Source organism: Modicisalibacter ilicicola DSM 19980 (genome assembly GCF_900128925.1).
GTDB classification, from domain to species: Bacteria; Pseudomonadota; Gammaproteobacteria; order Pseudomonadales; family Halomonadaceae; genus Modicisalibacter; species Modicisalibacter ilicicola.
In genome coordinates this window covers 21,037-33,100 of sequence record NZ_FQUJ01000004.1, presented here as the reverse complement: position 1 = coordinate 33,100, position 12,064 = coordinate 21,037, and the positions used below count along the sequence as shown (strand labels likewise).

The window sequence follows — 12,064 nt, the reverse complement described above, 5'->3', positions numbered from 1 at the left end:
GCCGCTTCGCCAGTCGTCGCGGCAGGCTTGCCAGCGACCGAACGGAACAGAGGATTCGAACCATGATTGTAGTGACAGGCGGTGCGGGGTTCATCGGTGCCAACCTGGTCAAGGCGCTCAATGCACGAGGCCATCAGGATGTGCTGGTGGTCGACGACCTGACCGACGGAACGAAGTTCGTGAACCTGGCCGACTGCAGCCTGGGCGACTATCTGGACAAGCACGAGTTCCTGAGACGCGTTCAGGCCGAGCTGCGTGGCGATGCCAGCAGGTTGCTGCCACCCATCGAGGCGATCTTTCACGAGGGCGCCTGCTCGGACACCACCGAATGGGACGGCAAGTTCATGCTCGAGAACAACTTCGAGTATTCCAAGGTGCTGTTCCACTTCTGCCAGCGACGCGGCATTCCGTTCCTGTATGCTTCCTCGGCGGCCACCTATGGGGGCAGCGACGTCTTCGTCGAGGCGCCGGAGCACGAGAAGCCCCTCAACGTCTACGGTTACTCCAAGCTGCTCTTCGACCAGTACGTGCGTCAGCACTGGCACAACCTGACCAGCCAGGTAGTGGGGTTTCGCTACTTCAACGTCTATGGCCCTCGGGAACAGCACAAGGGCAAGATGGCCAGCGTGGCCTACCACCACCACACCCAGGTGAGCCAGGGGCAGAATCCGCGTCTGTTCGGTGCCTGGGACGGTTACGACGCTGGCATGCAGAGCCGTGATTTCGTCTACGTGGGGGATGCGGTGGCCGTGAACCTCTGGTTTCTCGATCACCCGGAGCGCTCGGGTATCTTCAACCTGGGGACCGGCCGCGCCGAGCCGTTCAAGACCATCGCCGAGACCGTCATCGGCTATCATGCCGAGACCCGGGGCGTGCAGAGCCGTATCGAGTACATCGACTTTCCCGATGAGCTCAAGGGGCGCTATCAGAGCTATACTCGCGCCGACATTTCTCGCCTGCGCGACGCCGGCTACGATGCCGAATTCAAGACCGTGGCCGAGGGGGTACGTGCCTATCTGGAATGGCTGAATGGATGACGTGACAGGCACTTCCGGTGAAACCATCCTGGTCGTCGGGCCCTCCTGGGTGGGAGACATGGTCATGGCCCAGGGCCTGTTCAAGACCCTCAAGGTTCGCCATCCGGGTTGCCGGATTGGTGTCCTGGCGCCGGCCTGGTCCCAGCCGATCCTGGCTCGCATGAAGGAGGTCGACGAAGCGATCGCCCTGGACGTCGGGCATGGCCAGTTCGGCTGGGGAACGCGCCGTCGAGTGGCGCGCTCGCTGGCGGGACGCTTCGAGCATGCCATCGTGTTGCCGCGCTCCTGGAAATCGGCACTGGTACCCTTTCTGGCGCGCATCCCTCGACGGGTCGGCTTTACCGGGGAACAGCGCTTGCTGCTGCTTACCGAGCGTCGCGAGCTGGACAGGACGCGGCTCGATCAGACGGTCAAGCGTTTCGTCTCCCTGGGCTTGCCGGCGTCGGAGGCACGACGCGGTGATTTTCCCGTCCCGACCCCGCGCCTGGAGGTCGACCGCCATAACCTGGCGACACTCAAGGCCACCCATGCGCTAGGCGAGCGACCGGCGATCGGCATGATGCCCGGGGCGGAATACGGGCCGGCCAAGCAGTGGCCGCTCGAGTACTTCCGTCGCCTGGCCGAGGGGCTGGTGAGCGAGGGCTACGAAATCCGGGTGCTGGGCGGGCCCAAGGACGTGGCGGCGGGCGATGCGATCAGCGATGACCTGGATCATGCCCATAACCTGTGCGGCAAGACGCGTCTGGCCGACGCGGTGGACCTGCTGTCAGACTGCCGCCAGGTCGTGACCAACGATTCGGGGCTCATGCACGTGGCGGCAGCCGTGGGCACCCACGTCCAGGCGATCTACGGCTCCTCCTCGCCGCTGTACACGCCGCCGCTGACCGAGAATGCCAGCATCCATACCCTGGCGCTGACCTGTTCGCCCTGTTTCAAGCGTCACTGCCCCCTGGGTCACACCCACTGCCTGCAACAGTTGAAGCCCGAGCGCCTGGATCAGGCGATTCGCCTGGCGACCCCCTGACAGTCACCCGCTGGTCGGCGGCGGCTTGTCCTGGGTCTCTTTCCACAGCCGGACCTGCAGGGCGCGTTCTTCCAGCATGCGCTCGTCGATCGCCTCCAGACCATGGCGCTCGACCAGGGTCTGGGCGGGAGAGAGCAGGGAGGCGCCCAGGCCGGCCCGATGAGAGGGAAGGGTGAAACCCATCGCCTCGAGCAGGGTCGGCAGGATATCCATCGTCGTGGCCTCCCGGTAGACGATCTGCCTCGGCAGGCCATTACCGAACATGATCAGGGTGTTTTCCCGGGGCCCGGCGATCAACTGCTGCCAGGCGGAGTTCTTCATCGACAGGTGATCGCTCGCCACCACCACCAGGGTGTTCTCGAGTAGCCCCCGGTTCTCGATACGCTCGATGAAGCGGCGGGTCAGCCAGGCGCTGCATTCCACGGAGTAGAGGATGTCCACGCCGTCGAACTCGCCCTGGCGTTCGAGACAGGCCCTGGCCGGGTAGCCATAGGGAGGGTGACCCGACAAGGTCAGGCCGACGAAGGTGAAGGGCCCGGGCCGGCGCGCCAGTGCCTCGACCTCTTCCACGGCCATGTCGAGCAGAGAGTCATCGTTGAGGCCCCAGCTATTGACGTAGGAGGGGTCCTCCAGGCGTCGCTCGAGTTCATGACGCCCCAGGGTCCTGTCGAAGCCGTGATCCTCGTAGAAGAGCCCCTTGCCGGCGAACTCCAGGCTGGCCCCGCCCATGAACAACTGGTGATAACCCTGGGCCGAGAGCAGATCGCCCAGGCAGTTGACCCCCGGCAGCACGTGCTCCAGCGGCTCGAACTGGTTGTCGTGAATCAGCCCGGCCGGCATCAGCGGTGTGCCGCATTGGCTGGCGATCATGCCGGCCATGGTCCAGCCGGTGTTCTCGCTCTGCCGGATGCCTCGAAACACCAGTCCCCGTTTGCCCAGGGCGGCTAGATCCCGGTAGGCATTGCCGAAGCGATTCGTGTCGGCATAGGTGCCCTCGATGCTCTCCAGATAGAGGAGGATCAGATTGGGCAGCTCCTCCGGCGCCTTTTCGATGGTCGGCGGCACATAGCGCCTGTCGAGCCAGGCCCCGTCCTCGGCGACGATGGCGGCGCCCTGGAGGGAGAAACCGAAGAGAAGGGGGTTGAGCGCCAGCAGAAACAGCATCAGGATGCGCTCCAGAAGGCGCCAGCGATGATCGATGCGCACCAGCCAGGTGAAGGCGACCAGCATCATGACCCCGGCCAGGGCGTACAGGATGGCGATCAGGATGCGCCCCGTGCCACCATGCTCGGCGATCCCGGCCTGGAAATGAAAAAGGATGGCCCCGATGTCCACCCTGCCGTAGCTGTCGGTGATATAGACGCTCAGCCACCAGAGGGCGAGGGGAATCAGGCTCCAGGGCCAGATCCGCAGCGGTGCCCGGGGGTACATCGGCGCGCCCCAGCGAAACCCCCAGGCAAGCACCAGCCAGGCGACGAGAATCGCCAGCGCCAGGAAATGGGGCAAGGCCAGCATGGTGGTGGTGGCATAGCCTAGGCAGAGTCCGAGATGGCCGAGCATCAGCCAGCGGACGCGAGATGTACTGATCGGCATTGCCGTCGAGTCCTTCCAGAGATGACCGCAGCTTAACAAGCCCGGCCAGAGGTTGTCATAACCTTGTCATCGCGTTGCAGGGCAGGCGCTACCCGAGACAAATTTGCCGGTACAGCGCCAGGTAGGCCTCGGCCATGGCTGCAGGGGTGAAGAGGTTCAGCCGCTGTCTTGCACCCTGGGCCAGTCGTTCGCCCCGGGCGGGGTCGTCGAGCAGAGCGGCGATCGCCGTGGCCAGCGCCGGCGCGTCCTCTGCGGGCACCAGCCAGCCGCTCTGGTCGTGGAGCACGAGGTCGGGGATGCCGTCCACGGCCGCGGCGACGATCGGTACCCCGTGATCCATCACATCGAGAAGGATCGATCCCAGCCCTTCGTTCCGGGAAGGAAAGGCGAACAGATCCATCACCTGGAGATAGTCGCCGACGTTATCGTGGAAGCCTTCCCAGACGAGGTTGTCGAGGTCGGCGCTCTCGCGCTTGAGGGCGATTTCGTCCTCGCCGCGGCCCAGGCACAGGAAGAGCACCTCGGGATGGCTTTTCCGCAACTGCCGGGCGGCCTCGATCAGCAGGCGTTGGCCCTTGTGACGATCGACCAAGGCACCGATATGGCCCACGATCCGCCGGCCCTGGAAGCGCTGGCGCAGCGCGGCGACCCTTCGTGGATCGCTCGGCAGGTGAGCCAGGGCACTAGGGATGCGGGCCACCGGACACCAGGCACGCTCGCGCAAGTGCCCTTCGATCACCGAGGAGATGGCCACCGCCCGGGAGGCGGAGCGATAGGTCAGGCGATTGAAGCGCTTGTCCTTGACGGCTTGAGGCACCCGTCGTGTCAGCAGGTAAGGGGTGACGCGCAGGCGGTGCTGCAGATAGGCCCAGTGTACGGCCTTGGCCTCGTGGGCATGCACGAGATCGGCCGGCGGGGCAGCGAAGTGGCCGGCGAGCAGATGATCGGCAGGGATGATGGCGACGTCGAGATCCGCCAGCTCGACACGTAGTCGAGAGTCGTGCCGACATACCAGGCTCTGCCGAACGCCTCGCTCGGCCAGCGCACGAATCAGCAGCAGGGTCTGGCGCTCACCCCCCCGGAAACCTCGGGCCAGGTTGACGTGGCGTATGTGCAGTTCCGCCGCTGTGGCCATTACCATATCCGATCGAAGTCCTCGGCGTCGCGCACCTGGCGATCGCGCTGCAGCTCCAGCAGCTTGGCATACTTCAGGTAGGCGTTCACCGCGGAAGAGAGGGCGATGGAGGCACCATCGAGGCCCGAGGTGAAGCCGCGCTGGAACACGTACTTGCGCAGGAAGGCGTTGGCGCCATGCAGGAAGGGCGACAGGGAATTCGCCCGCTTGCCCTTGAGGTACATGATCTTGGCCGCGCGGGTGGAGAACCGCCCACTGGCCTTGGTGAACAGCTCCGCGAGGTTGGCAAAGGAGTAGTGTTCGATATCGGCATCCAGCCGGGTGACTTGGCTGGCCGTGATCGAGGCGTGCTGGCGGCTGTTGGAGAACGCCGTACGCTTCCTGTCGAACAGCCGTACGCAATGGTCGGGATACCAGCCACAGGTTCTGATCCAGCGCGAGCCGAGATGGTTGCGCCGCCTGAATGAGAACGCTTCGCATTTGCTGTCTTCCAGATCGAGACGCTCGATGGCTGCCACGACCTCGTCGGTCAGCCGCTCATCGGCATCGAGGGACAGCACCCAGCGGTGGCTGGCCTGGGCAGGCCCCACGTTCTTCTGGGGGCCATCACCCAGGTAGGGTTGCTTGATCAGGCGAGCCCCGGCCCGTTCGGCGAGCCGACAGGTCTCATCCGTGGAGCCGGAATCGACGACGATCAGCTCGTCGCAGACCCGCGCCAGGGATGCCAGGCAGGCCTCGATGTTCGCGGCCTCGTTCAGGGTGATGACCACGCCGGTGATGTTGGCCATAGGTCTCCTCGTCGCGGTGGTGACACTCGGTGGCCCAGGCATCTTAGCAAGAGGCGCCCGGGATCGCGGCCCTCTTATTGCGCATAGAAACGCTTGAGCGCCTGCATGGCCTCGAACACCGCCGGGGAAATCGTCTCCTCCAGCGGATCGAGTCGTCGATCGACCACCCTCCAGCCGCCGGTGCCATCGATCACCGTGATGCGCTCCTTCTCGATGACCGCATAGTCGAGATAGCTGCTGGCGACGACCCAGTCGTGATCGAGATCGGCCTGCAGCATGTCGCGCCCATGGCTGTAATCGCTGCTGGGGTTCGAACAACCCAGCACGTGGCGCATCAGGGTCGGCACCGCATCCAGGTGGCTCGTGGTCCCGTCGTGTTCACCGCTGGCAATACCCGGGCCGTGCAGGATCATCGGTACCCGGATCTGGGGCGCGGCGAAATGACTGTTGTGCCCCCAGTAGTTGTGGCCGAAATCGTTGAACGATTGGCCATGATCGCCGGTGACCACCAGCACGGTGTCGTCCCACTCCCCGCTGGTCTTGAGGTCTTCGATGACCCGAGCGATCAACTGGTCATCGAAATAGACGGCATTGCGATGCAGGTTGCGATACGGTGCCGGGTCCGTATCCGGCCCCAGTTTCAGGTAGTCCATGGTTGCCGCGGCGGGCTGGAAGGGCAATTCCATGCGTTCCGGTACGCTGTAGCCGTGGGGGGCGTCGTAGAACAGCAGGCTGAGCCAGGGCGCGGGGGTGTTCTCGCGGCGGCGTTTGGCCTGCCAGTCGAGCCAGGCCTTGGTCATGTTGCGGTCCCGGGCCACCGGCGTATCGCCCGGCGCCGCCGAGGGGAGTTCGGCTACCGAGGCGAAGATGGAACGATCGAAGCCGACGCTGTCCAGGCTGGCCGAGCTGAAGATGCCCAGGTCGTAGCCCTGCTCCTGCAGTCGCGAGACCAGCAGCGACGGTGTCTGGGTGTCCTGCAGCAGCCGATAATAGTTGCCGGTCAGGCCGTAGAACAGGCTCATCACGCCGGTGCGGGTGGCGTTGCCGCCGCTGTAGTGGTTCGTGTAACGGCGGCCCTCGTCTGCCAGGGCAGCATGCATCGCCGGGGTGTTCCCGGGGCCGTACTCGTCATGTCGCCAGGAGTCGATGAGGATGAACAGCACGTTCGGCGGGTCGTCTCCCGGAGTGCATTCGAGAGGAGCCTTCGGCCAGCGAAGCGTGTCTGCCGTCTGCCGGTTGAGATTGACCTGATCCGCCCGGGCCGCCCGAGGGTCGAGCCAGCCATGCTCCTTCATGAAATCCTTGGCGGTCGCCGGAAACAGCAATGGATAGATGCCGACCTGCTGGGTGACGCTCTTGCGATAGCGGGCGTCGGCCACGACGTGGACCGCATGACTGGCGATCATCGCCACCATCAGCAGCGTCACGCCCCGCCAGAGCGGCAGGCGCCAGGTACGCGGGGAGGCAAACAGCCGTGCGGCCAGCCAGGCCTCGGCGATCAGCAAGCCCAGGGCGATACCACCCACGGTGAGCCAGGTGGAGAGCGTGAAGCTGAAGATATCGCCGTTCTTGTCATTGAGAAACAGCGATACCATGAAATGGTTTATATGGAAGCGATATTGCGCGTAGACCCCGGTGTCAAGCAGCAACAGCCACAGCCCGGCGGTGGCCAGCAGCGCGGCGGGGAGCCACAGCACGCGGCGGGGCACGACCAGCGCAAGCAGGCCCAACGGTATCCAGGCCAGCAACACGAGCAGCGCGAAATGCCCTGTCCAGGTCAGGATCAGGTAGCTCACGCCGAGCACATCCCCGGGCACTTCCAGATAGGGGACGTAGCGCAGGGCGATGAGCCAGACCGGCAGCAGGTTGACCAGTGCGAAGGCGAGACTGGCCCGCAGACGCTGCCTGCGGGGGGAGAGGAGGGTATCGGACATGGATCGGTGTGAACTCGTTACGATTGATGGTAGCCCTGCCACAACGGCCGCCAGCCGGTCCTGGCGTCATCGGGCGAGAAACGTGCCAGCGAGCGCTCGAGGCGTGCCAGGTTGGCTTGCTGCCAGCGTCCGGGGCGGCGCAGACGGCAACGATCCAGGTCGATCAGCCAGACCCGTCCATCCGCCGTCACGAGCAGGTTGCGGGCGTTGAGATCGACATGATCCAGCCCGGCCCGGTGAAATCGGCGAATGGTCGTGCCCACACGCTCCAGCAGCGCGGCATCGGCTTCGGGAAGCAGTTCCGCCAGGGTTCTGGCACCGATCAGGCGCACCGTCAGCAGGGCCGCTTCGTAGCTGGGCCCATGGCGTCGCACGAGCCCGGCGATCGGTTGCGGCACGGGAAGCCCCTCTTCATGCAGCAGGGCGGTCAGGCGCAGCTCTCGGAAGGCCCGGGTACGTTCTAGCCCTAGCCAGAGATAGCGCGAGTCGCTAAGACGTGCGGCGAAGCCGCCCCGGCGATAGCCGCGCAGTACCCACTGCCGATCACCGGCGGCCAGGCCGGCGGCGTCCACGAACAGACTCGAGCCACGCCCCGGCGCCTGGCCGATGACCGCCCCGCGGGCCTGCCAGAATGCGGCGGTGAACCAGGCCGGATCGGGCTTGATTTGTCGCGTGCCGTTGGCGTCCCATAGAATGCCGGCATCGTATAAGATAAATTCTTTTCCCGACTGGAGCGTCGCCAACCGCATGAAGCACCCTCTGCCCGCCCGTCCCACGCATCTCTGCGTGTTGCGGCTCTCCGCGCTGGGCGATGTCTGCAATCTGGTTCCTACCGTGCGTGCGCTGCAGCGTCAGTGGCCCGAGCTGCGTATTACCTGGATCATCGGTAAGGGGGAGCACAGTCTACTTTCTGGCCTCTCCGGGGTCGAGTTCATCGTCTACGACAAGGCCAGCGGATTTTCGGGCATGCGTGCACTCTGGCGCGAGCTTGGCGATAGGCGATTCGACGTGCTGCTGCACATGCAGCAGGCCCTGCGGGCGAGCGCCCTCTCCCTGGGGGTGAAGGCGGAGGTGCGGATCGGCTACGACAAGGCCCGCTCCAAGGATTGGCAACACTGGTTCACGCATCGACAGCTGGAGCCCCACCCGCGCGCCCACGTGCTCGAGTCGTTCATGGACTTCGCCCGGGCATTGGGGGTCGATCCGGCCATCACCGGATGCCCCGAATGGAATCTGCCGATTCCCGAGACCGCCTACGCCGAGGCTTCGCGCCTGACCGGCGAGACCGCCTATGCGCTGATCAGCCCTTGCGCCAATCCGCGCCTGCGCAATTTCCGCAACTGGTCGGCGGAAGGGTACGCCACGGTCATCGAGCACCTGTGGACCCAGTATGGTCTGAAGACCCTGCTCAGCGGCGGCAGCAGTTCCCAGGAACGGGAGATGGGCGAGCGCATTCGTGCCCTGGCGGCTTCGGAGGCAGTCATCGATGCCATCGGCAAGAGCTCGCTGAAGGGCTTGCTGGCCTTGATCGATCGCGCCGACGTGGTGATCGCCCCGGACTCGGGGCCTGTACATATGGCCAATGCCCTGGGCACGCCTACCGTGGGCCTCTATGCCACGACCAACCCGGATCGCGCGGCCCCCTATGGCTGGCGCGACTTCGTCGTCGATCGCTATCCCGAGGCGGTGCGCACCTACCTGCACAAGGAGCCCGACGAGATCGACTGGGGAGAGCGTGTCCGCCACCCGGACGCGATGGCGCTGATCCAGGCAGAAGACGTCATCGAACGCCTCGATGTGCTGCTGGCCTCTCGCCCCGATGCCACGACCATGGAGCCCCCACATGAAGTTTGATCTGACTGCCCTGGAACAGGCCCGCCTGCTGGTGGTGGGCGATGTCATGCTCGATCGCTACTGGCATGGCGGTACCTCGCGTATCTCCCCTGAGGCGCCGGTGCCCGTGGTGCGGGTGGGGGATGCCGAGGACCGCCCCGGCGGTGCCGCCAACGTGGCTCTCAACATCGCTTCCCTGGGGGGGCATGCCGCCCTGGCCGGGCTGGTGGGGGAGGATGGTAACGCCGATCTGCTCACGGCACGCCTGGAAGACGCCGAAGTGAGCGTTCACTTTCAGCACAGCACTGCGATACCCACGATCACCAAGCTACGGGTCATGAGCCGCAACCAGCAATTGATCCGCCTCGACTTCGAGGAGAACGTGTCCGGCGTGGACACCCGGGAGATGCTCGCGCGGGTCGAGGCGGCGCTGACCGACACCGACCTGGTCATCCTCTCCGATTACGGCAAGGGGACCCTCAACCGGGTCGAGGAGCTGATCGCCCTGGTGCGTGCCGCCGGCAAGCGGGTGCTGGTCGACCCCAAGGGCAGCGATTTCCGGCGCTACCGTGGCGCCAGTGTCATCACCCCCAATCTCGGGGAGTTCGAGGCCGTGGTCGGCCCCTGTCGCGACGATGCCGAGCTGGCCGAGAAGGGCGAGCATCTGCGTGGCGAACTCGATCTCGAGGCCCTGCTCATCACCCGCAGCGAGAAGGGCATGACCCTGATCCGGGCGGGGCACGCTCCGCTGCATCTGCCGACCCGAGCCCGGGAGGTCTTCGATGTCACCGGGGCCGGCGACACGGTGATCGGTGTACTGGGGCTGGCGCTGGCGGCCGGGCACGGCTACCCCGAGGCGATGACCCTGGCCAACCTGGCGGCCGGCCTGGTGGTGGCCAAGCCGGGCACCGCGACCTTGTCCGTTGCCGAACTCTACACCGCCCTGCATGGCGACAAGCTGGCGGAGTTCGGGGTGATCGAGGAGCCGGCGTTGATCGAGGCGGTACAGGCCGCCCAGGCGCGGGGTGAACGCGTGGTCATGACCAACGGCTGCTTCGACATCCTGCACGCCGGTCATGTCGCCTATCTCGAGCAGGCGCGACGGCTCGGCGATCGCCTGGTCGTGGCGGTCAACGACGACGCCTCCATTGCCCGGCTCAAGGGGCCGCGCCGGCCGATCAATCCCTTGCCGCGGCGCATGCAGGTGCTCAGTGGCCTGGGGGCCGTGGATTGGGTGGTCGCCTTCGGCGAGGACACGCCGGCACGCCTGATCGAGACGCTGCTGCCCGACGTCCTGGTCAAGGGCGGCGACTATCGGCCCGACGAGATTGCCGGCGGCGAGGCGGTCATCGCCAACGGCGGCGAGGTCAAGGTGCTGGACTTCGAGGATGGCGTCTCTACCACGGCGATGATCGCGACCATCCTCGATCGCGAGCGCTAGATGGCCGGGCCACGTCGATACCCGTGGGCACGCTGGCTATACAGTGCGGCACTCTATCTGCTCTCCCCTCTTGTATGGCGACGCGTGTGGCGTGAGTGGGTGCCTACTCACCTGCGCCGCGAACGGCTGGGGGCGATCGTTTCAGAGAGTGGATGCCCCAGACTGTGGCTGCATGCCGCCTCGGTGGGCGAGGTGCAGGCGGCGCGCCCTCTGATCGAGTCCCTGAGGCAGCGCTATCCCCGCCATCGCCTGGTCGTCACGACCATGACGGCGACTGGCGCCGAGCGAGTCAAATCGCTTTTTGAAGACGAAGTGAGTCATTACTTCGTCCCTTTGGACTTTCCGGGCGCGGCCGATCGCTTCATCGCCCGGTTGCGACCGGAGATGGCCCTCTTCTTCGAGACCGAACTGTGGCCCAATCTGCTGCACGCGTGCCATCGGCGAGGTATCCCGGTGGCGGTGGTCAACGGTCGGCTGTCGGCAAAGGGTCTGCGGGGTTACCAGCGTGTTCGTGCGCTGATGGCGGATGCGCTGGGCAAGGTCGACTGGCTGGCCGCCAAGTCCGAACAGGACGCCGAGCGCTTTCGCACCCTGGGCATGCCGGTTGAGCGAACATCGGTCGTCGGCTCGCTGAAGTTCGATATACCCCTTGACGACGCTACTTGCATTGATAGTGAGCGCTTACGCATTGAGAGGGAGACGCGTCCGGTTTGGATCGCGGCCTCGACCCATGCCGGCGAGGACGAGCAGGTACTGATGGCGCATGCCGGGTTACGCGAACACCATCCCGACGCGCTGCTGATCCTGGTGCCGCGTCATCCGCAGCGCTTCGAGGAGGTCGCCGCCCTCTGCCGGCGCCGGGGCGAGCGCGTGGCCCGGCGCTCCCTGGACGAGCCGGTGCAGGCCGACACCACGGTCTATCTGGGGGACACCATGGGCGAACTGATGGCGCTCTACGGCACCGCCGATCTCGCCTTTGTCGGTGGCAGTCTGGTGCCCATCGGCGGTCACAACCTGCTCGAGCCGGCCTCCCTGGGCGTGGCGGTGCTCAGTGGCCCGGAACTGGCCAATTTCGAGGATGTCGCCGAGGTATTGCGCGAGGCCGGGGCACTGATCGAGGTGGCAGACGCCTTCGCTCTCGGCGAGGCGTTGATCGCGCTGATGGACGATCCGGAGGCACGCCACCGCCAGGGGGTGGCGGGGAGAGAGGTCATTGCCGCGAATCAAGGTGCGCTGCAGCGCACCCTGGAAGGCCTGGACAGCTTCCTTCGCAAGTAAG

At 65.6% G+C, this 12,064-nt stretch carries 10 protein-coding genes; 5 read left to right on the top strand and 5 right to left on the bottom strand.

Annotation, left to right across the window (positions count from 1 at the left end):
- Positions 1–62 precede the first annotated feature (62 nt).
- Both rfaD and waaF read left to right on the top strand, forming a co-directional pair.
- Positions 63–1,037 carry an ADP-glyceromanno-heptose 6-epimerase gene (gene rfaD / locus BUA41_RS04730; RefSeq protein ID WP_072820251.1) on the top strand — a complete coding sequence of 325 codons (975 nt, stop codon included), beginning with the start codon at positions 63–65 and terminating at the stop codon, positions 1,035–1,037.
- Positions 1,030–2,061, top strand: coding sequence for a lipopolysaccharide heptosyltransferase II (gene waaF, locus BUA41_RS04725; RefSeq protein WP_072820249.1), 1,032 nt, complete (start codon positions 1,030–1,032; stop codon positions 2,059–2,061). The genes rfaD and waaF overlap by 8 nt, the downstream gene beginning before the upstream one ends.
- A gap of 3 nt (positions 2,062–2,064) precedes the next feature.
- Here waaF and BUA41_RS04720 read toward each other — a convergent pair whose 3' ends face one another.
- The 5 genes from BUA41_RS04720 to BUA41_RS04700 all read right to left on the bottom strand — a co-directional run bounded on the left by BUA41_RS04720 (position 2,065) and on the right by BUA41_RS04700 (position 8,260).
- A complete protein-coding gene (locus BUA41_RS04720) occupies positions 2,065–3,654 on the bottom strand; it encodes a sulfatase-like hydrolase/transferase (protein ID WP_072820247.1) in 1,590 nt (529 codons plus the stop codon).
- Positions 3,655–3,742: 88 nt separating this feature from the next.
- Complete coding sequence (locus BUA41_RS04715) at positions 3,743–4,795, bottom strand: glycosyltransferase family 4 protein (protein ID WP_072820245.1); 1,053 nt, start codon at positions 4,793–4,795, stop codon at positions 3,743–3,745.
- Positions 4,789–5,577 (bottom strand): glycosyltransferase family 2 protein, encoded by a 789-nt coding sequence (locus BUA41_RS04710; RefSeq protein ID WP_072820243.1) that lies wholly within the window; start codon positions 5,575–5,577, stop codon positions 4,789–4,791. Before BUA41_RS04710 ends, BUA41_RS04715 begins: the two co-directional genes overlap by 7 nt.
- A 74-nt stretch (positions 5,578–5,651) precedes the next feature.
- Positions 5,652–7,511 carry a DUF3413 domain-containing protein gene (locus tag BUA41_RS04705; RefSeq protein ID WP_072820241.1) on the bottom strand — a complete coding sequence of 620 codons (1,860 nt, stop codon included), beginning with the start codon at positions 7,509–7,511 and terminating at the stop codon, positions 5,652–5,654.
- Between the two features lie 17 nt (positions 7,512–7,528).
- Positions 7,529–8,260, bottom strand: coding sequence for a 3-deoxy-D-manno-octulosonic acid kinase (locus BUA41_RS04700; RefSeq protein WP_072820239.1), 732 nt, complete (start codon positions 8,258–8,260; stop codon positions 7,529–7,531).
- Between BUA41_RS04700 and BUA41_RS04695 the strand changes: the two genes are divergently transcribed.
- From BUA41_RS04695 to waaA, 3 genes are read left to right on the top strand one after another with little or no spacing between them, the layout of a single operon-like run.
- Positions 8,259–9,365: a glycosyltransferase family 9 protein gene (locus tag BUA41_RS04695; RefSeq protein ID WP_072820237.1), complete on the top strand. Its 1,107-nt coding sequence runs from the start codon at positions 8,259–8,261 to the stop codon at positions 9,363–9,365. The genes BUA41_RS04700 and BUA41_RS04695 overlap by 2 nt on opposite strands.
- Entirely contained in the window at positions 9,355–10,785 is a 1,431-nt protein-coding gene (hldE, locus tag BUA41_RS04690; protein ID WP_072820235.1) for a bifunctional D-glycero-beta-D-manno-heptose-7-phosphate kinase/D-glycero-beta-D-manno-heptose 1-phosphate adenylyltransferase HldE, read from the top strand. Before BUA41_RS04695 ends, hldE begins: the two co-directional genes overlap by 11 nt.
- Entirely contained in the window at positions 10,786–12,063 is a 1,278-nt protein-coding gene (waaA, locus tag BUA41_RS04685) for a lipid IV(A) 3-deoxy-D-manno-octulosonic acid transferase (RefSeq protein WP_072820233.1), read from the top strand. It begins immediately after the preceding gene.
- The last annotated feature ends 1 nt before the right edge of the window (position 12,064 follow it).